The 23,636-nt window shown below is 71.7% G+C and carries 19 protein-coding genes; 11 read left to right on the forward strand and 8 right to left on the reverse strand.

The annotated features are described in order from the left end of the window. The first annotated feature begins 35 nt into the window (after positions 1 to 35). The 5 genes from ACGF5T_RS20905 to pgi all read left to right on the forward strand — a co-directional run bounded on the left by ACGF5T_RS20905 (position 36) and on the right by pgi (position 4,726). Positions 36 to 1,247 carry a phosphoglycerate kinase gene (locus tag ACGF5T_RS20905; RefSeq protein WP_356607873.1) on the forward strand — a complete coding sequence of 404 codons (1,212 nt, stop codon included), beginning with the start codon at positions 36 to 38 and terminating at the stop codon, positions 1,245 to 1,247. A gap of 5 nt (positions 1,248 to 1,252) precedes the next feature. Next, a complete protein-coding gene (gene tpiA, locus ACGF5T_RS20910; protein WP_356607871.1) occupies positions 1,253 to 2,029 on the forward strand; it encodes a triose-phosphate isomerase in 777 nt (258 codons plus the stop codon). Positions 2,030 to 2,179: 150 nt separating this feature from the next. Continuing rightward, positions 2,180 to 2,410 carry a preprotein translocase subunit SecG gene (gene secG, locus ACGF5T_RS20915; protein ID WP_053128919.1) on the forward strand — a complete coding sequence of 77 codons (231 nt, stop codon included), beginning with the start codon at positions 2,180 to 2,182 and terminating at the stop codon, positions 2,408 to 2,410. A 202-nt stretch (positions 2,411 to 2,612) separates the two neighbouring features. Next, a complete protein-coding gene (locus tag ACGF5T_RS20920; RefSeq protein ID WP_003957010.1) occupies positions 2,613 to 2,948 on the forward strand; it encodes an RNA polymerase-binding protein RbpA in 336 nt (111 codons plus the stop codon). 125 nt (positions 2,949 to 3,073) lie between these two features. Next, positions 3,074 to 4,726, forward strand: coding sequence for a glucose-6-phosphate isomerase (pgi, locus tag ACGF5T_RS20925; RefSeq protein WP_366766235.1), 1,653 nt, complete (start codon positions 3,074 to 3,076; stop codon positions 4,724 to 4,726). 28 nt (positions 4,727 to 4,754) lie between these two features. Here the strand turns inward: pgi and ACGF5T_RS20930 are convergent, their stop codons facing one another. From ACGF5T_RS20930 to ACGF5T_RS20940, 3 genes are read right to left on the reverse strand one after another with little or no spacing between them, the layout of a single operon-like run. Then, positions 4,755 to 7,223, reverse strand: a complete 2,469-nt coding sequence (locus ACGF5T_RS20930; RefSeq protein ID WP_366766236.1) for an FtsX-like permease family protein — start codon at positions 7,221 to 7,223, stop codon at positions 4,755 to 4,757. Positions 7,224 to 7,278: 55 nt separating this feature from the next. Then, positions 7,279 to 8,067: an ABC transporter ATP-binding protein gene (locus ACGF5T_RS20935; protein WP_356607865.1), complete on the reverse strand. Its 789-nt coding sequence runs from the start codon at positions 8,065 to 8,067 to the stop codon at positions 7,279 to 7,281. Further along, positions 8,064 to 8,579, reverse strand: coding sequence for a PadR family transcriptional regulator (locus tag ACGF5T_RS20940; protein ID WP_361018556.1), 516 nt, complete (start codon positions 8,577 to 8,579; stop codon positions 8,064 to 8,066). Before ACGF5T_RS20940 ends, ACGF5T_RS20935 begins: the two co-directional genes overlap by 4 nt. A 167-nt stretch (positions 8,580 to 8,746) precedes the next feature. Here ACGF5T_RS20940 and ACGF5T_RS20945 point away from each other — a divergent pair, with 167 nt between their 5' ends. The 5 genes from ACGF5T_RS20945 (at position 8,747) to ACGF5T_RS20965 (ending at position 15,411) form a co-directional block, all read left to right on the forward strand. Then, positions 8,747 to 10,018: an ABC transporter substrate-binding protein gene (locus ACGF5T_RS20945; RefSeq protein ID WP_366766237.1), complete on the forward strand. Its 1,272-nt coding sequence runs from the start codon at positions 8,747 to 8,749 to the stop codon at positions 10,016 to 10,018. A gap of 181 nt (positions 10,019 to 10,199) precedes the next feature. Next, entirely contained in the window at positions 10,200 to 11,825 is a 1,626-nt protein-coding gene (locus tag ACGF5T_RS20950) for a glycoside hydrolase family 13 protein (protein WP_361018559.1), read from the forward strand. 36 nt (positions 11,826 to 11,861) lie between these two features. Next, positions 11,862 to 13,190 carry an ABC transporter substrate-binding protein gene (locus ACGF5T_RS20955; protein WP_366766238.1) on the forward strand — a complete coding sequence of 443 codons (1,329 nt, stop codon included), beginning with the start codon at positions 11,862 to 11,864 and terminating at the stop codon, positions 13,188 to 13,190. 6 nt (positions 13,191 to 13,196) lie between these two features. Next, positions 13,197 to 14,561, forward strand: coding sequence for an ABC transporter permease subunit (locus ACGF5T_RS20960; protein ID WP_366766239.1), 1,365 nt, complete (start codon positions 13,197 to 13,199; stop codon positions 14,559 to 14,561). A 10-nt stretch (positions 14,562 to 14,571) separates the two neighbouring features. Continuing rightward, positions 14,572 to 15,411, forward strand: a complete 840-nt coding sequence (locus ACGF5T_RS20965; protein ID WP_356607853.1) for a carbohydrate ABC transporter permease — start codon at positions 14,572 to 14,574, stop codon at positions 15,409 to 15,411. 70 nt (positions 15,412 to 15,481) lie between these two features. On the opposite strand, the gene pgl is transcribed toward ACGF5T_RS20965, so the two are convergent. From pgl to tkt, 5 genes are read right to left on the reverse strand one after another with little or no spacing between them, the layout of a single operon-like run. After that, complete coding sequence (gene pgl / locus ACGF5T_RS20970; RefSeq protein WP_356607851.1) at positions 15,482 to 16,264, reverse strand: 6-phosphogluconolactonase; 783 nt, start codon at positions 16,262 to 16,264, stop codon at positions 15,482 to 15,484. Beyond that, positions 16,261 to 17,319, reverse strand: coding sequence for a glucose-6-phosphate dehydrogenase assembly protein OpcA (gene opcA / locus ACGF5T_RS20975; RefSeq protein WP_361016089.1), 1,059 nt, complete (start codon positions 17,317 to 17,319; stop codon positions 16,261 to 16,263). The genes pgl and opcA overlap by 4 nt, the downstream gene beginning before the upstream one ends. Beyond that, positions 17,316 to 18,839 carry a glucose-6-phosphate dehydrogenase gene (zwf, locus tag ACGF5T_RS20980; RefSeq protein ID WP_356607847.1) on the reverse strand — a complete coding sequence of 508 codons (1,524 nt, stop codon included), beginning with the start codon at positions 18,837 to 18,839 and terminating at the stop codon, positions 17,316 to 17,318. The genes opcA and zwf overlap by 4 nt, the downstream gene beginning before the upstream one ends. A 3-nt stretch (positions 18,840 to 18,842) precedes the next feature. Beyond that, positions 18,843 to 19,961: a transaldolase gene (gene tal / locus ACGF5T_RS20985; RefSeq protein ID WP_366766240.1), complete on the reverse strand. Its 1,119-nt coding sequence runs from the start codon at positions 19,959 to 19,961 to the stop codon at positions 18,843 to 18,845. Positions 19,962 to 19,995: 34 nt separating this feature from the next. After that, positions 19,996 to 22,098: a transketolase gene (tkt, locus tag ACGF5T_RS20990; RefSeq protein ID WP_366766241.1), complete on the reverse strand. Its 2,103-nt coding sequence runs from the start codon at positions 22,096 to 22,098 to the stop codon at positions 19,996 to 19,998. Positions 22,099 to 22,454: 356 nt separating this feature from the next. Between tkt and ACGF5T_RS20995 the strand changes: the two genes are divergently transcribed. Beyond that, a complete protein-coding gene (locus tag ACGF5T_RS20995; protein ID WP_384693099.1) occupies positions 22,455 to 23,423 on the forward strand; it encodes a heme o synthase in 969 nt (322 codons plus the stop codon). Positions 23,424 to 23,636 lie beyond the last annotated feature (213 nt).

A 23,636-nucleotide genomic window follows, 5' to 3' on the forward strand; every position in this document is an offset into this window, starting at 1 on the left:
AGGATCACGAGCGATCCGAGAACCCAGGAGCACTCTTGAAGACGATCGACGAACTGCTCTCCGGAGGCGTCGCGGGCAAGCGCGTCTTCGTCCGCGCCGACCTGAACGTGCCGCTGGACGGCACCACGATCACCGACGACGGCCGCATCCGCGCCGTGGTGCCCACCGTCAAGGCCCTGGCCGACGCGGGCGCGCGCGTGATCGTCGCCTCGCACCTGGGCCGCCCCAAGGGCGCCCCGGACCCGGTCTTCTCCCTCGCCCCGGCCGCCGCCCGCCTCGGTGAGATCCTCGGCGCCGACGTCGCCTTCGCCGAGGACACGGTCGGCGAGTCCGCCGAGTCCACGGTGTCCGGCCTCTCCGACGGCCAGGTGGCCGTCATCGAGAACCTGCGCTTCAACGCCGGTGAGACCAGCAAGGACGACGCCGAGCGCGCCGCCTTCGCCGACCGGCTGGCCGGCCTCGCGGACGTGTACGTCGGCGACGGCTTCGGCGCGGTGCACCGGGGGCACGCCTCCGTCTTCGACCTGCCGAAGCGGCTGCCGCACTACGCCGGGTACCTCATCGCCACCGAGGTCGGCGTCCTGAAGAAGCTCACCGACGACGTGCGGCGGCCGTACGTGGTCGCCCTCGGCGGCGCGAAGGTCTCCGACAAGCTCGCCGTCATCGACCAGCTGCTCGGCAAGGCCGACCGGCTCCTCATCGGCGGCGGCATGGCGTACACCTTCCTCAAGGCCCAGGGCCACGAGGTCGGCATCTCCCTCCTTCAGGAGGACCAGGTCCCGGTCGTCAAGGAGTACATCGAGCGCGCCGAGAAGAACGGCGTCGAGCTGGTCCTCCCCGTCGACGTCCTGGTCGCGACCGAGTTCCCGGACCTGAAGACGAAGGCCCCGGCGCACCCCGCCACCGTCGCCGCGGACGCCATCCCGGCCGACCAGGAGGGTCTGGACATCGGTCCCGAGACCCGCAAGCTGTACGCCTCGAAGCTCGCCGACGCCGCCACCGTCTTCTGGAACGGCCCCATGGGCGTCTTCGAGCACCCCGACTACGCCGAGGGCACCAAAGCGGTCGCCCAGGCCCTCGTCGACGCCCCGGGCTTCACCGTGGTCGGCGGCGGCGACTCCGCCGCGGCCGTCCGTACGCTCGGCTTCGACGAGAACGCATTCGGCCACATCTCGACCGGCGGCGGCGCCTCCCTCGAATACCTCGAGGGCAAGACGCTCCCCGGCCTCGCCGCACTGGAGGACTGACCTCAATGAGCACCCGCACGCCGCTGATGGCGGGCAACTGGAAGATGAACCTCAACCACCTCGAGGCCATCGCCCACGTCCAGAAGCTCGCCTTCGCCCTCGCGGACAAGGACTACGACGCCGTCGAGGTCGCCGTCCTCGTCCCCTTCACCGACCTGCGCTCGGTGCAGACCCTGGTCGAGCACGACAAGCTGAAGATCAAGTACGGCGCCCAGGACGTCTCCGCCCACGACGGCGGCGCCTACACCGGCGAGATCTCCGGCCCGATGCTGGCCAAGCTCCGCTGCACCTACGTCGCGATCGGCCACTCCGAGCGCCGGCAGTACCACGCCGAGACCGACGAGCTGGTCAACGCCAAGGTCAAGGCCGCCTACAAGCACGGCCTTACCCCGATCCTGTGCGTCGGCGAGGAGCTGGACGTCCGCGAGGCGGGCAACCACGTCGCCCACACCCTCGCCCAGGTCGAGGGCGGCCTGAAGGACCTCACCGCCGAGCAGGCCGAGACGATCGTGATCGCCTACGAGCCGGTGTGGGCCATCGGCACCGGCAAGGTCTGCGGCGCCGAGGACGCCCAGGAGGTCTGCGCGGCCGTCCGCGGCAAGGTCGCCGAGCTGTACTCGCAGGAGCTGGCCGACAAGGTCCGCATCCAGTACGGCGGCTCCGTCAAGGGCGGCAACGTCGCCGAGATCATGGCGCAGGCCGACATCGACGGCGCCCTGGTCGGCGGTGCCTCGCTGGACTCGGACGAGTTCGTCAGGATCGTCCGCTTCCGCGACCAGTAGACCGCCCGGTCGGTCGGCCGGTGGCCCGGCGGATCGACCGGTGAGTAGGCGGTAGCGGCGATACGTCGTACCCTTGCGGGGGCATGGTGGCCTGCGTCATCGTGCCCCCGTCGTTCATCCGAAGCCGAGGAAGTTGGTCCAGCCGTGGTTATGGGGTTCTCGATCGCCCTGATCGTCTTCAGCCTGCTGCTGATGCTGCTGGTGCTGATGCACAAGGGAAAGGGCGGCGGCCTCTCCGACATGTTCGGTGGCGGCATGCAGTCGTCCGTCGGCGGCTCCTCGGTCGCCGAGCGCAACCTCGACCGGATCACCGTGGTGGTCGGTCTCCTGTGGTTCGCGTGCATCATGGTGCTCGGCCTGCTGATGAAGGCGAACAGCTGACCCATCACGCACTTCCGCACGTAAAGCCCCATGTTCGGTACGCGCTTCACGGCGCCGCCTATCATGGGGCTTGCGTCTGTGTGCGCTTGGGCTTGTCACTCGAATCACTGGACGCGCGTTGGGCCTTACGTAGACTGAGGCGCTCGCAGCGAGGCGAAACGCCGACTCGCTTCGCGGCACCATCACGCAGGGAGTTACGACCGTGGCAAGTGGCAACGCGATCCGGGGAAGCCGGGTCGGGGCGGGGCCGATGGGCGAGGCCGAGCGCGGCGAGTCCGCGCCGCGTCTGCGCATCTCCTTCTGGTGCTCCAACGGACACGAGACGCAGCCGAGCTTCGCGAGCGACGCGCAGGTCCCCGACACCTGGGACTGCCCGCGCTGCGGATTCCCCGCCGGACAGGACCGGGACAACCCCCCGGACCCGCCCCGCACCGAGCCCTACAAGACCCACCTCGCCTATGTGCGCGAGCGGCGCAGCGACGCGGACGGGGAGGCGATTCTCGCCGAGGCGCTCGCCAAACTCCGCGGCGAGATCTAGCCCGACGACTTCGCGCCTTTCTCCCGCGGTCACTTCGGTCCGGTTCAGTCTTCTTCACCGTTGATCCATTAGGTTGGAACAGCGGGACAGCTGGGACACCCAGGGAAGAAGGCTGAAGTCCGAACATGAACGCAGACGGCCGTACCAGGCTCAACCAGAGGCCTGAATGGAACGCGCTGGCCAAGCACCGCGACGAACTCGGCGAGGTCCGGCTGCGCGAGTTGTTCGCCGCCGACCCCGGGCGGGGCACCGACCACACGCTCCGGGTGGGCGACCTGTACGTCGACCACTCCAAGCACCTCGTGACCGACGAGACCCTGCGGCTGCTGCGGGAACTGGCCGCGGCGACCGACGTCTTCGGCCTGCGGGACGCCATGTTCCGTGGCGAGCGGATCAACACCACCGAGGACCGGGCGGTGCTGCACACCGCGCTGCGGGCCCCGCGGGAGGCGGTGATCGAGGTCGACGGTGAGAACGTCGTACCGAAGGTGCACGCCGTCCTGGACAAGATGGCGGACTTCGCCGAGCGGGTCCGCTCCGGCGCGTGGACGGGCCACACCGGCAAGCGCATCCGGAACATCGTCAACGTCGGCATCGGTGGCTCCGACCTGGGCCCCGCCATGGCCTACGAGGTCCTGCGCGCCTTCACCGACCGCGCGTTGACGGTCCGGTTCGTCTCCAACGTCGACGGCGCCGACCTGCACGAGGCGACGCGGGACCTGGACCCGGCCGAGACGCTGTTCGTCATCGCCTCCAAGACCTTCACCACCATCGAGACGGTCACCAACGCGACCTCCGCCCGGGCCTGGCTGCTGAAGGAGCTGGGCGACGAGAAGGCGGTCGCCCGGCACTTCGTCGCACTGTCGACGAACGCGGAGAAGGTCGCCGCGTTCGGCATCGACACGGCCAACATGTTCGAGTTCTGGGACTGGGTCGGCGGCCGCTACTCGTACGACTCGGCGATCGGGCTCTCCCTGATGATCGCCATCGGCCCGGACCGCTTCCGGGAGATGCTCGACGGTTTCCACCTCGTCGACGAGCACTTCCGCACCGCTCCGGCCGAGTCCAACGTGCCGTTGCTGATGGGCCTGTTGGGCATCTGGTACGGCAACTTCATGGGCGCCCAGTCGCACGCGGTCCTGCCGTACTCGCACTACCTGTCGAAGTTCACGGCCTACCTCCAGCAGCTGGACATGGAGTCCAACGGCAAGTACGTCGGCCGGGACGGGCGCGAGGTGGAGTGGGAGACCGGACCGGTCGTGTGGGGCACGCCGGGCACCAACGGGCAGCACGCCTACTACCAGTTGATCCACCAGGGCACCAAGCTGATCCCGGCGGACTTCATCGGGTTCGCCGAGCCGGTGGCCGAACTGAGCGACGAGCTGAAGGACCAGCACGACCTGCTGATGGCCAACTTCTTCGCGCAGACCCAGGCACTCGCCTTCGGCAAGACGCCGGACGAGGTGCGGGCCGAGGGCGTGCCGGAGGAACTGGTCCCGCACAAGACCTTCCGGGGCGACCACCCGACGACCACGATCCTCGCCCGGGAGCTGACCCCCTCGGTCCTCGGCCAGCTCGTCGCCCTCTACGAGCACAAGGTGTTCGTCCAGGGGGCGGTCTGGGGCATCGACTCCTTCGACCAGTGGGGCGTCGAGCTGGGCAAGGTGCTGGCCAAGCGCGTCGAGCCCGCCCTGACGGAAGGCGCCGAGGTCCCCGGTCTGGACGCCTCCACCACGGCGCTGGTCGCCGCCTACCGGGAGCTGCGCGGACGGGGATGAGCCGGACCGCGGTGGCCCGGCGGTTCCGTCAGGCCACCGCGCCCAGCGTGTCGGCGAGGCGCCGCCGGGCCGCCCGGGACGCCGGCAGCGAGGCCAGGGCGGCGGCCCCGAGCACCGCGCCCGTACCCAGCAGCGCGAGGAGACCGGGGGAGGGCGCCCGGGCGATGCCCGCGCCGATCCCGCTGGAGGCGCCCTGCGCGTCGATCAGCCAGTGCGCGAGCGGCAGCCCCAGCGCGAGGGCGAGCAGCACCGCCGCCAGGGCGGTGCAGGCGGTGGCCGTGACGGTGATGCCGGTGATCTGGCGGGGCGACAGGCCGATCGCCTTGAGCGCGAGCAGGTCCCGTTCGCTCTCGCGGACGGTGCCTCCGATCGCGGTGAGCAGCTCGACCAGCCCGATCAGGGCGAGCACGGCGATCAGCCCGAGGACGACCCCGCGCAAGGGGGAGAGCCCGTCGGCCGGGTTCGCCACAGGATGCACGTCGAGCCGGCCCTGCCCGGCCCCGGCGAGCCGCCCGGCGACCTCGTCCGGGTCGGCGCCGGCGTGCAGACGCAGCTGGTAGAGGGTCGGACTCAACCGCGGATCGTTCTCCCGCAGGGTGTCCAGGGACGTGGAGATGACCCGGCCCGCGTTCTCCGTCTCGATGCTGCGGCCCACGATGTGCAGGATCTGCGGCCGGTCGCCGACGGTCATCCGGACCCAGTCGCCGACCCGTACGTCCAGCAGGTCGAGCAGACCCTGCCCGGCCACCGCCTCGTCCGCCCCGTGCGCGCGGCGCCCCTCGGCCAGGGCGTAGGGGTACGGGTCCTCCTGGGTGCCGAGACCGCGCAGCGCGATGGTCGCGGTCTGCCCCGGCACCAGCGCGGCCACCTCCACGCCCGGGTAGGCGGCGGCGACCTGGGGGTCGCGCTCCAGCAGGGCGCGGGTGCCCCGGTCACCGGGACCGGCGTCGGCACGCACGCTGAGGGCGGCGGGCAGACCGATCTGCTCGGGCCGGCTCTGGAAGCGGTCGATGGTGGTCCAGGCGCTCATCGCCACCACGATCAGCAGCAGCGGCAGCGTGAGCCGGGCGACCGTGGCGAGTGAGCGCGGACGGCGCGTGAACGCCTTGTGCCAGCCCAGGACGAGCGCGGGTGGCACACGGATCTCCAGCTCCCGCCCGCCGGACCGCCCTGCGGCACGCTCCTCACCGCGCGCTCCGTCGGCCGCTCCGCCAAGCTCCGCGACGCCCGAACCGTGCCCCCGAAGCCCTCGCTCCCGGGGCCCCCGCTCCCGAAGCCCCGGCCCCCGGAGCCCTTGAAGCCCCGGCCCCCGAAGCCCCGGCACCCGAAGCCCCAGCGCCCGCCGGCCCGCGGCGGACAGCCCTCCGCCTCGCGCGGCCGCCGGACGAGGCACCGGTACCGGTGGCACCCGCCCCGCCCGCCAGGCCGCGAGGCCGGTGGTGGCGGCGATGAACAGCACCGCGCCCGCCGGTACGGCGAACAGCGCGACGGTGTGGCCGGGCAGCCCCTGCCAGACACCGACCGCGTCCCCGAGCCGCCCGGGCACACGGTTGCCGAGGGCCTGGGTGAGCGCGGCGCCGGCCACCGCGCCGAGCAGCGCGTAGGCGAGGTGCTGGAGCAGGAAGACCCGGACGACCTGCCCCGGTGTGAAGCCGATCGCCTTCAGCACGGAGATGTCCCGCAGATGACCGCGGATCCGGGTGCCGATCGCCCCGTGCACCGCCAGCCCGGCGGCGAGCAGCGCCCCCAGTCCGAACAGGCCGAGGACCTGGCCGAGCAGCCGGTTGTCGCCCTGCGCCTCGGCGCGGGCCTGCTGCCAGGTGGAGACCTGGCCGATGGCGCCGGCGCCGAGCACGGTCACCGCGCGCTGCACGACGTAGTCCGTGTCGGCGGGATCGGTCAGCCGCAGGCCGGTCACCTGACCGCCCGGACCGCTCACCGCGGCCGGCGGCGCCCATACCAGGCCCGGCCGCTCGCCCGGGCGGTAGCGGCGTTCGGGGCTGTCCGCGATGCCGAGCACCGTCAGGGTCCGTGCCGTGCCCGGCAGGGCGAGGGTGTCACCGGGCTGGGCCAGCAGGGCGCGGGCGAGCCGGCTCTCCAGGACTACCCCGTCGGGATCCGCCGGGTCGAGCCAGTGCCCGGCGGTGAGCAGCGGGCGCCCCACGGAGGGCTCCCCGGCGGTGCCGCGCAGCTCCACAGAGGCGCGGGTGCCGCGTACGGAGACGGTGGCGGGGGCGGTGGGGTAGGGACCGGCGACGGAGCCCACGCCGTCCAGACCGGCCAGCTCGGCCGGGTCGGCCGAGGCGTCGGTGTGCAGCCAGACGTGGGCCCCGCGGGACTGGGTGAAGACGCGCTGCCAGGGGTTGGTCGCGTACCCGAACAGGGCGGTGGCCAGCAGCAGCGAGGCGACCACGCCCGCGGTGGCCAGGATGAGGAAGAGCGCCTCGCCCCGATGGGTGCGCAGATCGGAGTGGGCCCAGCGCAGGGTGGCTCGCACCGGCCTCAGCGCTCCGGGGCGCGGTGCGCGCGGTGGTCGTACGTCCGTATGCCGGTCATCGGGGTCGGTCCCCGAGTTCCAGCACGGCGGAGGTGCCGGGCCGGCGGCGCGGCGGGGTGCCGGCGTCCAGTGCGGCGTCGTCGGCTATGCGCCCGTCGAAGAAGCTGATCACCCGGTCGGCGGCGCTCGCGAGCCGGGCGTCGTGGGTGACCAGCAGGATCGTCTGGCCGCGCTGGTGGAAGCGGGTGAGCAGCCGCATCACCTCGCGGGTGCCCTTGCTGTCCAGGCTGCCCGCGGGCTCGTCGGCCAGCAGCAGCGGTGGATGGTTGACCAGGGCCCGGGCGAGCGCCACCCGCTGCTGCTCACCGCCGGACAGCTCCCCGGGCATGCTGCGCTCCTTGCCCGTCAGGCCCAGCTCGGCCAGCAGCTCCGCACGCTCGGCGCGCGCCCGTTTCGGCGAGAGTCCGGCGAGCAGGGCGGGCAGCTCGACGTTGTCGGCGACGGACAGGTCGGAGACCAGGTTGAAGAACTGGAAGACGATGCCGATGCGCTTCCTGCGCTCGACGGCCCAGCGCGCCTCGCTGTACGCGTCCGTGCACGCGCCGTCCAGCCAGAGACTGCCGGCGTCCGGCCGCTGGAGCCCGCCGAGCAGGTGCAGCAGCGTCGACTTCCCGGCGCCGGACGGGCCGGTGATCGCCACGAACTCGCCCCGCCGCACACACAGGTCGACGCCGCGCACGGCATGCGCCGGGGCGCCCTCGCCGTGGTGCGTCCTGACCAGGCCCTCGGCGCGCAGCACCGGAGCCGGGCCCGTGCCCGCCGCGGAGTCGGCCCCAGCGCTCACTCCAGCTCCTCCAGCTCTTCCTGGCACCTCTCCAGCCAGTCGAGGTCGGCCTGCAGGTGCAGCATCGCGCCCTCGATGAGGAGGTGGGCGACGCGGTTGTCGCGGTCTTCGGCGGCGGCCAGCTTCGACAGCTGCCGCATGGTGTTCAGGTACTGCCGCCGCTGTCTGTTGATGAGGGCGACCTGGTCGGCGAGCCCGGTCTGCGGGGCGAGGGCGAGCTTCATGAAGAAGTCGTCCCGCACCCGCGGCTCGTCCGCCGTCTCCTCGTACCAGGCCCGCAGCTCGTCGCGCCCGGCGTCGGTGAGGTGGTAGACCTTCTTGTTGGGCCGGCTCGACTGCTCGATGGCCTCGCCCTCGATCAGTCCCGTCTTCTCGAGGCGGCCGAGGGTGACGTAGATCTGGCCGACGTTCGGCTGAGGGTACGCGGAGCCCAGCAGTTGCTCAAGGTCCTGCTTCAGCTCGTAGCCGTGGGCGGGACCGCGGGCCAGGAGAGCCAGGAGGTGCAGGCGCACTCAGCCGTCCTCCCGCCTCTGGTCATGTCCCCGGATGTGCTCCAGGCCCTAGTATCGCGCATACCTAACAGGTATACATGGCCTCTGGTCCGGGCGAGGGCGCCCGGTGCCGGCCCGCGGGGTGCGCACGTACCGGCCGGTGAGCGAGGTCGTACAGGGAGGAACCTATGCGGTGGATCCACGCCGCCGGTAGGGGCCTCCTCGTCCTCGTCGTGATCCTGACCGGATACGCCGCCTCCGGCGCCCGCGCCGACGGGGGTGTGACGGGCGGGCGCGGTCCGCTCACCCTGGCCACGGCCGGTGACCTCACCGGGTACCTGGGTCCGCTGCTGGCGGGCTGGAACCGCGCGCATCCCGCCGAGAAGGTCACCCTCGTCGAACTGCCCGACTCCGCGGACGAGACCCGCGCGCAGATGGCCACCGACCTGCGCGACGGCGGCCGGCACCGATTCGACGTCCTCAACATCGACGTCAACTGGACCACCGAGTTCGCGGCCGCCGGCTGGATACGTCCGCTGCCGCGCGAGCGGTTCCCGCTCGGCGCCCTGCTGCCGCCGGTCGTCGACACGGCGACCTACGACGGGCGGCTGTACGCCGTCCCGTACGTCACCAACGCGGGTCTCCTGCTGTACCGCAAGGACGTCCTGGCCGCCGAGGGCCTCCCGCCGCCGCGCACCTGGGACGAGCTGGAGCGGTACGCCGAGACGATCGCCCCCAGGCACGGACTCGACGGGTACGCGGGCCAGTTCCTGCCCTACGAGGGCCTCACGGTCAACGCGGCCGAGGCCGTCTACTCGGCGGGCGGGAGCATCCTCGGCGACGAAGGCGAACGGGTCACCGTGGACTCGGCGGCGGCCCGCGAGGGCGTCGGTTTCCTGGCGCGCGGCGTGCGCGAGGGCTGGATCCCGAGGGACGCGCTGGCCTACAAGGAGGAGGAGTCCAAGCAGGCCTTCCAGGACGGCCGACTGCTCTTCCTGCGCAACTGGCCCTACGCCTACGTCGGCGCGTCCGCCGCCGGCTCGAAGGTCGCCGGGAAGGTCGGCGCGGTGCCCCTTCCCGGGCCGGACGGCCCCGGCACCAGCGTCCTCGGCGGATCCAACCTGGCCGTCGGCACCCATGCCCGGCATCCCGACTCGGCCGCGCGCCTCCTCGCGTACCTCACCAGCGAGCGCGTGCAGCGCCAGGTCCTCACCCGCGGCGCGCTGCCACCGGTGCGGGCCGACCTCTACGAGGACCCGGAACTCGTCGCCGCGTTCCCCTACCTGCCGACCCTGCGCGAGAGCGTGCTGGCCGCGGCACCGCGCCCCAAGAGCCCGCGCTACGACCAGGTCAGCCTGGCCGTGCAGGCGGTCGTGCACGACGCGATGGCCGGGCGGCAGACGCCCGAGGCCGCCGTGCGGAGGCTGGCCCGCGAGCTGGCCGCACTCTCACACCGCTGACTCCGTCATCTAGTTACATGTTAGGTAACGCAGACGTCTCATCTGTGCCTGTAGTGCGGCGAAAAGTACGGATATGAAACCCCGTTCGCTCCGGAGTGCCTGTTCTCTCCGTTGACATCCCCGCGACACCGCTACCTAACATGCATGCATAACGGCTGCTCCCAACAGACGGGTTCTCGGGGTGAACAGGCACCAGTGGTGGCGTGACGCGGTGATCTACCAGGTCTACGTCCGCAGCTTCCTCGACAGCACCGGCGACGGCGTCGGCGACCTCGCCGGCGTCCGGGCCGGTCTGCCCTACCTGCGCAAACTCGGCGTGGACGGGATCTGGCTGAGCCCCTTCTACCCCTCGCCGCAGCACGACCACGGCTACGACGTCGCCGACTACCGCGGCGTCGACCCGCTCTTCGGCGACCTCGACGAGTTCGACGCGCTGGTCACGGCGGCCCGACGCCTCGGCATCCGGGTGCTGCTGGACATCGTCCCCAACCACTGCTCCAGCGAGCACCCCTGGTTCCGCGAGGCGCTGGCCTCCCCGCCCGGCAGCCCGGCCCGCGCCCGCTTCCACTTCGCCGACGGCCGGGGCCCGGACGGCGCCGAGCCGCCCAACAACTGGCACGCCATGTTCGGCGGACCGGCCTGGACCCGGGTGACCGAGGCCGACGGCCGGCCCGGCCAGTGGTACCTGCACATGTTCACGCCCGAGCAGCCGGACTGGAACTGGCGCGAGCCGCGGGTCGCCGCCGAGTTCGACCGGATACTCCGCTTCTGGCTGGACCGGGGTGTCGACGGCTTCCGCATCGACGTCGCCGCCGGCCTCTTCAAACACCCGGAGCTGCCCGACTCCCCGGACCCGGAGGCCGACGCCCGCACCCGCGACTCGGTCAACCCGCTCGCCTGGAACCAGCCCGAGGTGCACGAGGTGTGGCGGCACTGGCGCGCGGTCTGCGAGGAGTACGCCGACCGCGACGGCCGCGAACGCCTCCTGGTCGGCGAGGTGTCGGTCCCCAGCGCCCGCGAACACGCGCGCTACGTCCGCCCCGACGAGCTCCACCAGGCCTTCTTCTTCGACCTCCTCGGCGCCCCCTGGGACCCGGACGCCTTCCGCAAGGTCATCTCCGAGGCCATGCAGGACATCGCCGGCACCGGCTCCACGGTCACCTGGGTCCTCAACAACCACGACCAGGTCCGCACCGTCACCCGCTACGGCGAACCCGCCACCGGCGGCAGCGGCCTCGGCGCCGCCCGCGCCCGCGCCGCGGCCCTGCTGATGCTGGCGCTGCCCGGCGCCGCGTACATCTATCAGGGCGAGGAACTGGGACTGCCCGAGGTCGTCGACCTGCCCGACGACGTGCTCACCGACCCGATCTTCCACCGCACCGGCAGCCGCGCCCGCATCCGCGACGGCTGCCGGGTGCCGCTGCCCTGGTCGGGACAGGCGTCCCCGTTCGGCTTCACCGCCGGCGACGGGGGCGCCAAGCCCTGGCTGCCCCAGCCGGAGTACTTCGCCGAGTACGCCACCGACCGCGCCCTCGCCGACACCCGCTCCTTCTGGCACCTGTACCGCGACGGGCTGCAACTCCGCTCCGAGCTGCCCCAGTTGGGCGAGGGCACCCTGCGCTGGCTGGACACCCCGCCCGGCGTCCTGGCCTTCGTCCGCGGCGACGGCCTGGTCTGTGCCGTCAACTTCGGCACCGCCCCCACGCCCGCGCCCGTCCCCGGCGCCCCGCTGCTCTCCAGCGGCGGCCCCTGCCCGCCCGGCGTACTGCCCGGCGCCACCGCCGCCTGGTGGATCGCCGACCTCTGACCCGTGCTTCGCCCACCCCTCGAAGGGACATCGACGATGATGCGACGACGTACCACCCTGCTCACCGGCTGCACGACCCTCACCCTCGCCCTGGCCGTGACCGCCTGCGGAGGCTCCGGCCCCGTCACGGCCGGCGGCGGTGACAAGGCGCTCGGCGGCCAGACGGTCACCGTCGCCGGTGTCTGGTCCGGCACCGAGCAGGAGAACTTCCAGAAGGTGCTGGACGCCTTCACCGAGAAGACCGGCGCCAAGACCTCCTTCGTCTCCACCGGCGACAACGTCTCCACCGTCGTCGGCAGCAAGATCGAGGGCGGCAACGCCCCCGACGTCGTGATGGTCCCGCAGGTCGGCGTGCTCAAGCAGTTCGCCGGCCAGGGCTGGCTGGAGCCGCTGTCCCCGACGGCCCGGAAGTCCGTGGACACCCACTTCGCGGACGTCTGGAAGACCTACGGCACCGTCGACGGCAGCCTCTACGGCCTCTACTTCAAGGCCGCCCACAAGTCGACCGTCTGGTACAGCCCCGAGGCCCTCACCCAGGCCGGGGTCGAGCCGCCGACGACGTACGACGAGATGCTGGAGGCCGGGCGGACCGTCTCCGACTCCGGGCTCGCCGCCTTCTCGGTCGCCGGGCAGGACGGCTGGACGCTCACCGACTGGTTCGAGAACGTCTACCTCTCCCAGGCCGGACCCGAGAAGTACGACGCCCTCGCCGCCCACGAACTCAAGTGGACCGACCCGAGCGTGGTCGAGGCGCTCACCACCCTCGGCAAGCTCTTCAAGGACAAGCAACTGATCCAGGGCGGCCGCAAGGGCGCCCTGAACACCGACTTCCCCGGCTCCGTGGAGAAGGTCTTCGGCCCGAAGCCCGAGGCCGGCATGGTCTACGAGGGCGACTTCGTCGCGGGGGTCGCCAAGGACCAGTTCGGCAGGAAGATCGGCAAGGACGCGAACTTCTTCCCGTTCCCCGCGGTCGGCGGCGGCAAGGCGCCGGTGGTCAGCGGCGGCGACGCGGCCGTCGTCCTGAAGGACGGCAAGAACGCGAAGGCCGGCATGGCGCTCGTGGAGTACCTCGCCACACCGGAGGCCGCGGCCGTGTGGGCCGAGGCGGGCGGCTTCCTCTCCCCGAACAAGGACCTCGACCCCGCCTCGTACGGCGACGACGTCAGCCGCGCCACCGCCGAGTCCCTCGTGGGCGCCGGGGACGCGGTCCGCTTCGACATGTCCGACCAGGCACCGGCGGCCTTCGGCGGCACCAAGGGCACCGGCGAGTGGAAGCTCCTCCAGGACTTCCTGCGTGACCCCTCCGACCCGAAGGCGACCGCGGCGAAGCTGGAGGCCGCGGCGGCCAAGGCCTACAAGGGCTGACCGGACATGACCTCCACCCTGGTGAAAGAGGCGAGCCCGCCCACCGCCCCCGGTCCGGCGCCCCAACGGCGCCCCCGACGGCGCCGGGCGGCCGTCGCCCTGCTCTTCGTCCTCCCCGCGCTGCTCCTGCTGGGCGCGCTCGTCGTCTACCCCGTGCTGTTCTCCGTCGGGCGCAGCTTCTTCGACGCCTCGGGCAGCCGCTTCGTGGGCGGCGACAACTACACCGAGATGTTCCGCGACCCGGCCACCCTCAAGGCCGTCCGCAACACGGCCCTCTGGGTCGTCGTCGCCCCCACCCTGCTGACCGGCCTCGGCCTGATCCTGGCCGTGCTGGTCGAGAAGGTCCGCTGGGCCACCGCCTTCAAGCTGCTGCTCTTCATGCCGATGGCGGTCTCCTTCCTCGCCGCGGGCATCATCTTCCGGCTCGCCTACGACCACGATCCGGACAAGGGCGTCCTCAACGCCGCCGTCACCGGGGTCCACGACGCCTTCGCCGGCACGTCCTCCTACCCGACGGCGCGGGCGCGCGAGGGGCAGGACGGCGGCCTGGTCAAGGCGGCGGACGGCGCGTACCGGACCAGTGCGGGCGTGTCCCCCGGCGACACCGTGGCGCTCGGGCTGGTCGGGGTGCTGCCCGACGACCTGCCCTCCGGCGCGCAGCCCGCATACGGGGCGGCGGGGCGCGAGACGCCGGCCGGTGAGGTGAGCGGCGTCGTGTACCTGGACTTCACGCCCGGCGGGGGAGGGGAGCAGGGCCGGGTGGACCGCCGCGAGAGCGGGCTGCCCGGGATGACGGTCGAGGCGGTGCGCGACGGCCGTACGGTGGCGACCGCGACCACCGGGGACGACGGCTCCTTCCGCTTCGACTCGCTGGAGCCGGGCTCGTACGCCGTGCGGCTCCCCGCCTCGAACTTCGCCCCGCCCTACGAGGGCGTCTCCTGGCTCGGGCCTGCGCTGGTCACGCCCGCGATCATCGGGGCGTACCTGTGGATCTGGACCGGCTTCGCGATGGTGCTGATCGGCGCCGGGCTGTCCTCGCTGCCGCGCGACGCGCTGGAGGCGGCGCGGATGGACGGCGCGAACGAGTGGCAGATCTTCCGGCGGATCACCGTACCGCTGCTGGCACCGGTGCTGACGGTCGTCTTCATCACCCTCGTGATCAACGTGATGAAGGTCTTCGACCTCGTCTACATCATCGCGCCCGGGCCCGTGCAGGAGGACGCGACGGTACTGGCGACGCAGATGTGGCTGGTGTCGTTCGGCGGCGGCAACAACCAGGGCCTCGGCAGCGCGCTCGGTGTGCTGCTCCTGCTGCTCGTCGTCCCGGCCATGGTCTTCAACGTCCGCCGCTTCAAGAGGAGTCAGCGATGAGGAGTCAGCGATGAACGCCGTGCGGCGGTATCTGGGCAACGGGATCGTCCAGGCCTTCCTGGTCCTCGTCGGCCTGGTCTGGATGACTCCGCTCGCCGGTCTCTTCCTCTCCTCGCTGCGCTCCGCCGAGGACACGGCGGAGGGCGGCTGGTGGACGGCGCTCGCGAGTCCCGGGCAGCTGTCCCTCGACAACTACTCGGCCCTGCTCGGCAACTCGGGCATCACCCAGGCCTTCTGGAACACGGTGCTGATCTCGGTGCCGACGACCGTGCTGGTCGTGGTCGTCGGGGCGCTCGCCGGGTACGCCTTCGCGTGGCTGGACTTCCCGGGGCGTGAGGCGATCTTCCTGGGGGTCGTGGCGCTGCTGGTGGTACCCGTGCAGATCGGGCTGCTGCCGGTCGCCAAGCTCTTCGGGCAGCTCGGGCTCTTCGGGACCATCCCGGGCGTGGTGCTGTTCCACGTGGCGTACGGGCTGCCGTTCGCGGTGTTCCTGCTGCGGAACTACTTCGCCGAGATGCCCAAGGAGATGCTGGAGGCCGCCCGCATGGACGGCGGCAACGAGTGGCGGATCTTCACGCGGCTGGTGCTGCCGGTGGGGAAGCCGGCCATCGCCAGCCTCGCCATCTTCCAGTTCCTGTGGGTGTGGAACGACATGCTGGTGGCGCTGCTCTTCGCGGACAGTTCGGCGCAGCCGCTGACGGTGGAACTCCAGTCGCAGATACGGCAGTTCGGCAGCAACATCGACGTGCTGGCGCCGGGGGCGTTCCTGTCGCTGGTGGTGCCGGTGGTGGTGTTCTTCGCCTTCCAGCGGCACTTCGTGCAGGGGGTCATGGCGGGGTCGGTGAAGTGAGCGAGGTGCGGGACGGGACGGGGGCGGCGGGGCCGGTGGCCCCGCCGCCCCCGTCCCGTATCCGGGCCGGCTACGCCGACGCCGGCGGGTACAGCGACCGCGGCAGCCGGGAGGCCGCCGCCGTGTCCAGCAGCCACAGGGTGCGGGAGCGGCCCCGCGCGCCGGCCGCCGGGGCCTGGATCTCGCCCGCCCCCGAGAGGGCCATCGCGACCGCGTTCGCCTTGTCCTCGCCCGCCGCCAGCAGCCACACCTCACGGGCCGTGCGGATGGCCGGCAGGGTCAGCGAGACGCGGGTGGGCGGCGGCTTGGGGGAGCCGTGGACGCCGACCACCGTGCGCTCGGTCTCCCGGACGCCCGGGTGCTCCGGGAAGAGCGACGCCACGTGCGTGTCCGGGCCGACGCCCAGGAGGAGGACGTCGAAGGACGGGACCGCCGCGTGGTTCTCGGGGACCGATGCCTCGGCCAGCTCCCTCGCGTACGCGGCCGCCGCCGCCTCCACGTCCGAGCCGTACGGACCGTCGGACGCCGGCATCGCGTGCACCCGCTCCGGGTCCAGCGGCACCGAGTCCAGCAGGGCCTCCCGGGCCTGGGTGATGTTGCGCTCCGGGTCGCCCTCCGGCAGGAAGCGCTCGTCGCCCCACCACAGGTCCAGGCGGCCCCAGTCGACGGCGTCCCGGGCCGGGGAGCCCGCGAGCGCGGCCAGCAGGCCGTTGCCGTTGCGGCCGCCGGTGAGGACCACGGAGGCGCTGCCCCGGGAGGCCTGCGCGTCCACGATCCTCGTGAGCAGCCGCGCCGCCGCGGCCTCGGCCATCAGCTCCTTGTCGCGGTGCACGACCAGCTGGGGAGTGCTCACTTCGCCGCCGCCTTCTTCACCGGTGCCTTCTCCTGCGCCGCGTCCTTCGCCCGGGCCTTCGCGACCGTTTCGACGGGAGCGGCGACCGCGACGGCCCCGCCCCCGTCACCGCCCGAGTCCCCTTTGCGCGGCGCGCTCAGCCGGTCCACCCCGAAACGCAGCGCCGAGGCGTACGTGTCGTCCGGGTCGAGGCGCCGCAGCTCCTCCGCGATCAACTCGGCCGTCTCGCGGCGCTTGAGCGCCACCGCACGGGCCGGCTGACCCTGGATGGACAGGTTGGCCAGCGAGCCGTCGGCCCGGTCCAGGACGACCGGACCGCAGTCGGTGTCCATGCGGACCGCGGTCAGACCGGGCCCGGCGGACGCGGTGCGCTCGACCGGGACGTCCAGCCGGTCGGCCAGCCACATCGCCAGCAGTTCGCAGCTCGGGTTGTCCTCCTCGCCCTCCACCTCGACCGACTGCACCTTGCAGTCGACCTGGTCCAGGGCCGCCGCCAGCATCGAGCGCCACGGCGTGATGCGGGTCCAGGACAGGTCGGTGTCCCCCGGCGTGTAGGCGTCGGCCCGGGCGGCCAGCTCCCGTACCGGCTCCTCGCAGGCGTAGGTGTCGGTGACCCGGCGCTGGGCCAGCGCGCCCAGCGGGTCCCCGGCCGGGTCCAGCGGCGCGTTCACCGGCCACCACACCACGACCGGCGCGTCCGGCAGCAGCAGCGGCAGGACCACCGACTGGGCGTGGTCGACGACGTCGCCGTACAGGCGCAGCACGATCGTCTCGCCGGTACCCGCGTCGGCGCCCAGCCGCACCTCGGCGTCCAGCCGGGACTTCGTGCGGTCCCGGGGTGAACGCGAGACCCGCTTGATGACCACCAGCGTGCGCGAGGGGTGCTCGTGCGCGGCGTCGCTCGCGGCCTTCAGCGCGTCGTAGGCGTTCTCCTCGTCGGTGACGATGACCAGCGTGAGCACCATGCCGATGGCGGGCGTGCCGATGGCCCGGCGCCCCAGCACCAGCGCCTTGTTGATCTTGCTGGCCGTGGTGTCCGTGAGGTCTGTCTTCATGGCCGGCGCCAGCTCCGTCCGTCTCGCTCGAGCATTTCGTCCGCCTCGACGGGGCCCCAGGTGCCGGCCGGGTACTGCGCCGGGGTGCCGTGCTGGTCCCAGTACTGCTCGATCGGGTCGAGGATCTTCCAGGACAGCTCGACCTCCTCGGTGCGCGGGAAGAGGTTCGCGTCGCCGAGCAGCACGTCGAGGATGAGGCGCTCGTACGCCTCGGGGCTGGACTCCGTGAAGGACTCGCCGTACGCGAAGTCCATGGAGACGTCCCGGATCTCCATCGAGGTGCCCGGCACCTTGGAGCCGAAGCGGACGGTGACGCCCTCGTCGGGCTGGACGCGGATGACGATCGCGTTCGACCCGAGTTCCTCGGTGGCCGTGGTGTCGAAGGGGGAGTGCGGGGCCCGCTGGAAGACCACCGCGATCTCGGTGACCCGGCGGCCCAGCCGCTTGCCGGTGCGCAGGTAGAAGGGGACGCCCGCCCAGCGGCGGTTGTCGATGCCGACCTTGATCGCGGCGTAGGTGTCGGTCTTCGACTTCGCGTCGATGCCCTCCTCCTCCAGGTAGCCGACGGCCTTCGCGCCGCCCTGCCACCCGGCCGCGTACTGGCCGCGCACCGTGTCCCGGCCCAGGTCCCTGGGGAGGCGGACCGCTCCGAGCACCTTGGTCTTCTCGGCGGCCAGCGCGTCGGCGTCGAAGGAGGCGGGCTCCTCCATCGCGGTCAGCGCGAGCAGCTGGAGCAGGTGGTTCTGGATGACGTCGCGGGCGGCACCGATGCCGTCGTAGTAGCCGGCCCGGCCGCCGATGCCGATGTCCTCGGCCATGGTGATCTGCACGTGGTCCACGTACGACCGGTTCCAGATCGGCTCGAACATCGTGTTGGCGAAGCGCAGCGCCAGGATGTTCTGGACGGTCTCCTTGCCCAGGTAGTGGTCGATGCGGAAGACCTGGTCGGAGCCGAAGACCTCGTGGACGATCGCGTTGAGCTCCTCGGCCGACCTCAGGTCGTGGCCGAAAGGCTTCTCGATCACCGCGCGGCGCCAGGAGCCGTCCGTCTGGTCGGCCAGCTGGTGCTTCTTCAGCTGCTGGATGACGACCGGGAAGGACTTCGGCGGCACCGACAGGTAGAAGGCGAAGTTGCCTCCCGTGCCCTGCGCCTTGTCCAGGTCCTCGATGGTGGCGCGCAGCCGCTCGAAGGCGTCGTCGTCGTCGAAGGTGCCCTGGACGAAGCGCATCCCCTGGATGAGCTGCTGCCAGACCTCCTCGCGGAACGGCGTACGGGAGTGCTCCTTGACGGCGTCGTGCACGACCTGGGCGAAGTCCTCGTGCTCCCAGTCGCGGCGGGCGAAACCGACGAGCGAGAAGCCCGGCGGCAGCAGACCACGGTTGGCGAGGTCGTACACGGCGGGCATGAGCTTCTTGCGGGACAGATCACCGGTGACGCCGAAGATGACCAGACCCGACGGCCCCGCGATGCGCGGGAGCCGTCGGTCTGCGGGGTCACGCAGCGGATTGCTGCTTGACAATTTTTAGCCCTCCGAGGGAGCGAGGCGCTTGAGCTCGGCCTCGGTCGACTTCAGCAGGTCGTTCCAGGAGTCCTCGAACTTGTCGACGCCCTCCTTCTCCAGCAGCTGGACCACCTCGTCGTAGCCGATCCCGAGCTTCTCGACGGCGTCGAGGTCGGCGCGGGCCTGCTCATAGGTGCCGGCGACGGTGTTCCCGGTGATCTCGCCGTGGTCCTCGGTGGCCAGCAGCGTGGCCTCCGGCATGGTGTTCACCGTGTTGGGCGCGACCAGGTCGGTGACGTACATGGTGTCGCTGTACGCCTTGTCCTTCACACCGGTCGAGGCCCACAGCGGACGCTGCTTGTTGGCGCCGGCCTTCTCCAGGGCGCTCCAGCGGTCCGTCGAGAAGACCTCCTCGTACGCCTGGTAGGCGAGACGGGCGTTGGCGACGGCGGCCTTGCCGCGGGCGGCCTTGGCCTCGTCGGTGCCGAGCGCGTCGAGGCGCTTGTCGATCTCGGTGTCCACGCGGGACACGAAGAAGGACGCCACGGAGTGGATCTGCGAGAGGTCCAGGCCGCGCTCCTTGGCCTTCTCCAGGCCGGTCAGGAAGGCGTCCATGACCAGGCGGTAGCGCTCCAGCGAGAAGATCAGCGTGACGTTGACGCTGATGCCCAGGCCGATGACCTCGGCGATCGCCGGGATGCCGGCCTCGGTCGCCGGGATCTTGATGAGCGTGTTGGGGCGGTCCACCAGCCAGGCGAGCTGCTTGGCCTCGGCGACCGTCGCCTTGGTGTTGTGCGCGAGGCGCGGGTCGACCTCGATGGAGACCCGGCCGTCCTTGCCGCCGGTGGCGTCGAAGACGGGGCGCAGGATGTCGGCGGCGTCGCGGACGTCCGCCGTGGTGATCATGCGGATCGCCTCTTCGACCGTGACCCTGCGGAAGGCCAGGTCGGAGAGCTGCTGGTCGTAGCCGTCGCCCTGCGAGATCGCCTTCTGGAAGATCGAAGGGTTGGTGGTGACGCCCACGACGTGCTGCTGGTCGATCAGCTCGGCGAGGTTGCCGGACGTGATCCGCTTGCGCGACAGGTCGTCCAGCCAGATCGCGACGCCTTCATCGGAGAGGCGCTTGAGTGCGTCTGTCATGGAAATTGCATCTCCTACGTGTCGTGTACGGGCGTCAGCGCTGGGCCGCGGCGATCGATTCCCTCGCCTGTGCGGCGACGTTCTCGGCGGTGAAGCCGAACTCCTTGAAGAGCAGCTTGCCGTCGGCCGAAGCACCGAAGTGCTCCAGGGAGACGATCCGGCCGGCGTCCCCGACGTACTTGTGCCAGGTGAGGCCGATGCCGGCCTCCACCGCGACGCGGGCCCTCACGGACGGAGGCAGGACGCTGTCCCGGTACCCCTGGTCCTGCTGCTCGAACCACTCCACGCACGGCATGGAGACCACGCGCGTCGGCACGCCGTCGGCCTGGAGCGCCTCGCGGGCCTCCACGGCCACGTGCACCTCGGAACCGGTGGCGATGAGGACGACCTCGGGGTCGGTGTCCCGCCCGTCGGACCCTGCGGCCTCGAACAGGACGTAGCCGCCCTTGGCCGCGTCCTCGTTCGCCTCGTACGTCGGCACGCCCTGGCGGGTCAGCGCCAGACCGTGCGGCTGGCCCTTGCCGAACTCCTTGGTCCAGCGGCGCAGGATCTCGCGCCAGGCGACGGCGGTCTCGTTGGCGTCGGCCGGACGGACCACGTTGAGGCCCGGGATGGCGCGCAGCGAGGCGAGGTGCTCGACCGGCTGGTGGGTCGGACCGTCCTCACCGAGGCCGATGGAGTCGTGCGTCCACACGTACGTCACCGGCAGGTGCATCAGCGCGGACAGCCGCACCGCGTTGCGCATGTAGTCGGAGAACACCAGGAAGGTGCCGCCGTAGATACGGGTGTTGCCGTGCAGCGCGATGCCGTTCATCTCCGCGGCCATCGCGTGCTCGCGGATGCCGAAGTGGATGGTGCGGCCGTACGGGTCCGCCTCGGGCAGCGGGTTGCCCGCCGGGAGGAAGGACGACGTCTTGTCGATCGTCGTGTTGTTCGAGCCGGCCAGGTCGGCCGAGCCGCCCCACAGCTCGGGGACGACCGCGCCGAGCGCCTGGAGGATCTTGCCGGAGGCGGCACGCGTGGCCACACCCTTGCCGGTCTCGAAGACCGGGATCTTCTCCTCCCAGCCCTTGGGCAGCTCGCCCTTGGCGACGCGGTCGTACTCGGCGGCGCGCTCGGGGCTGTTGTCCCGCCACTGCTGGTAGGCCTTCTCCCACACCGCGCGGGCCGCCCGGCCCTTCTCCAGCGCCTTGCGGGTGTGGCCGATGACCTCGTCGGAGACCTCGAAGGTCTTCTCCGGGTCGAAGCCCAGGACGCGCTTGGTCGCGGCGACCTCGTCGTCGCCGAGCGCCGAGCCGTGCGCGGCCTCGGTGTTCTGCGCGTTCGGCGCGGGCCAGGCGATGATCGAGCGCATCGCGATGAAGGAGGGGCGGTCGGTGACCTTCTTCGCGGCCTCGATCGCGTCGTAGAGCGCGTTCGGGTCCAGGTCGCCGTCCGGCTTCGGGGCGACGCGCTGCACGTGCCAGCCGTACGCCTCGTACCGCTTGCAGGTGTCCTCGGAGACGGCGGTCTCGGTGTCGCCCTCGATCGAGATGTGGTTGTCGTCCCACAGCAGGACCAGGTTGCCGAGCTTCTGGTGGCCGGCGAGGGAGGAGGCCTCGGCGGAGATGCCCTCCTGGAGGCAGCCGTCACCGGCGATGCAGTAGACGAAGTGGTCGAACGGGGAGGTGCCCTCGGCGGCCTCCGGGTCGAACAGGCCGCGCTCGTAGCGGGCGGCCATGGCCATGCCCACCGCGTTGGCGACGCCCTGGCCGAGCGGGCCGGTCGTCGTCTCCACGCCCGTGGTGTGGCCGTACTCCGGGTGGCCGGGGGTCTTGGAGCCCCAGGTCCGGAAGGACTGCAGGTCCTCCAGCTCCAGGCCGAAGCCGGCCAGGTACAGCTGGGTGTAGAGGGTCAGGGACGAGTGGCCGGCGGACAGCACGAAACGGTCGCGCCCGACCCAGTCCGCGTCGGCCGGGTCGTGCCGCATCACCTTCTGGAAGAGGGTGTAGGCGGCGGGCGCCAGGCTCATCGCCGTACCGGGATGGCCGTTGCCAACCTTCTGTACGGCATCGGCGGCCAGGACGCGGGCGGTGTCGACCGCCCGCTGGTCCAGTTCGGTCCACTCGAGGTCTGTGGTGGTCGGCTTGGTGCTCACCCTGGGTCAGGGCTCCTCTCCACATGTCGGATGCCGGTGCACGGGTGCACCGGCTGCCGGCGCGTCCGTGAGTCGGCCGGCCGTTGTCGAGCCTACCCCCGTAAGTACGTGCGTTTTTCCGCTGGAAACCAGACTGCCGGGACTCTCCGCGATCCGCCTGTCGACTGGGTGAAACCGCATTCGGCAAGTGAATACGGAGCCGCTCATCTGACCGCTCAATCGACTCTCCGAACGCACGTCGGAGCGCCCCGGCCAACACGACCCCACCCCCGCGAAGGCCGAGGTACGGGCAACGTCTAAAGTGGCGTGGTACGCGCGAGCCTTTACCGCCGCTTCACATGGCGGGGCTCGCTGGGATGTCTCTGTCAGGGGTGTGCGTGACGGCCGTTGAATCCCGTCCTGCGGGGGTTATCGGGACGAGCCAGAGCCCGAGTCACCGGCCGTTCGGGGCCCGTGTCAAGGCGTTCGTGGCGCTGACCAAGCCGCGGATCATCGAGCTTCTGCTGATCACCACCGTTCCGGTGATGTTCCTGGCCGAGCAGGGTGTTCCGGACCTGGGGCTGGTGTTGCTGACCTGCGTCGGCGGCTACCTGTCCGCGGGCGGCGCCAACGCGCTGAACATGTACATCGACCGCGACATCGACGCGCTGATGGACCGCACCTCGCAGCGTCCGCTGGTGACCGGCATGGTCAGCCCGCGCGAGTGCCTCGCCTTCGGCATCTCCCTGGCCGTCGTCTCCACCCTGTTGTTCGGCCTCACCGTCAACTGGCTGTCGGCCTGGCTCTCGCTCGGCGCGCTCCTCTTCTACGTGGTCGTCTACACGATGATCCTCAAGCGCCGCACCTCGCAGAACATCGTCTGGGGCGGTATCGCCGGCTGCCTGCCGGTGCTCATCGGCTGGTCGGCCGTGACCAACTCGATGTCCTGGGCGCCGATCATCCTGTTCGGCGTGATGTTCTTCTGGACGCCCCCGCACTACTGGCCGCTGTCCATGAAGGTCAAGGACGACTACGCGCGCGTCGGCGTGCCGATGCTCCCCGTCGTGGCCTCCAACAAGGTCGTCGCCCGGCAGATCGTCCTCTACAGCTGGGTCATGGTCGGCGTGTCCCTGCTGCTGACGCCGCTCGGCTACACCGGCTGGTTCTACACGGCGGTGGCCCTGCTGGCCGGCGGCATGTGGCTGTGGGAGGCCCACGGGCTCCAGAACCGCGCCAAGGCCGAGGTGACGGGCGGCAAGCTCAAGGAGATGCGGCTGTTCCACTGGTCCATCACCTACGTGTCGGTGCTGTTCCTGGCGATCGCGGTGGACCCCTTCCTGCGCTGAACACCTGTTCCCGGGAACGTCCGACGGGCGGGGGGGGGGGGGGCGGGGCCCCCCCCCCCCCCCCCCCCCCCGGGGCCCCCCCCGGGGGGGGGCGGGGGGGGGGGGGCCCCCGCCCCGGCGGGGGGGGGGGGCCCCCCCGGGGGGGCCCCCCCCCGCGGGGGGGGGGCCCCCCCCGGCGGGGGGGGGAACCCCCCGGGGGGGGCGCCCGCCCGC

Source organism: Streptomyces sp. NPDC047853, from assembly GCF_043204535.1.
Taxonomy (GTDB): domain Bacteria; phylum Actinomycetota; class Actinomycetes; order Streptomycetales; family Streptomycetaceae; genus Streptomyces.

Coding starts and splice junctions, on each gene's coding strand:
- secG (WP_053128919.1), top strand. CDS start 2,180: ATGGGGTTCTCGATCGCCCTGATCGTCTTCAGCCTGCTGCTGATGCTG.
- pgi (WP_366766235.1), top strand. CDS start 3,074: ATGAACGCAGACGGCCGTACCAGGCTCAACCAGAGGCCTGAATGGAAC.
- tal (WP_366766240.1), bottom strand. CDS start 19,961: ATGACAGACGCACTCAAGCGCCTCTCCGATGAAGGCGTCGCGATCTGG.
- ACGF5T_RS20995 (WP_384693099.1), top strand. CDS start 22,455: ATGTCTCTGTCAGGGGTGTGCGTGACGGCCGTTGAATCCCGTCCTGCG.
- tpiA (WP_356607871.1), top strand. CDS start 1,253: ATGAGCACCCGCACGCCGCTGATGGCGGGCAACTGGAAGATGAACCTC.
- ACGF5T_RS20965 (WP_356607853.1), top strand. CDS start 14,572: ATGAACGCCGTGCGGCGGTATCTGGGCAACGGGATCGTCCAGGCCTTC.
- ACGF5T_RS20960 (WP_366766239.1), top strand. CDS start 13,197: ATGACCTCCACCCTGGTGAAAGAGGCGAGCCCGCCCACCGCCCCCGGT.
- ACGF5T_RS20945 (WP_366766237.1), top strand. CDS start 8,747: ATGCGGTGGATCCACGCCGCCGGTAGGGGCCTCCTCGTCCTCGTCGTG.
- opcA (WP_361016089.1), bottom strand. CDS start 17,319: ATGAAGACAGACCTCACGGACACCACGGCCAGCAAGATCAACAAGGCG.
- ACGF5T_RS20955 (WP_366766238.1), top strand. CDS start 11,862: ATGATGCGACGACGTACCACCCTGCTCACCGGCTGCACGACCCTCACC.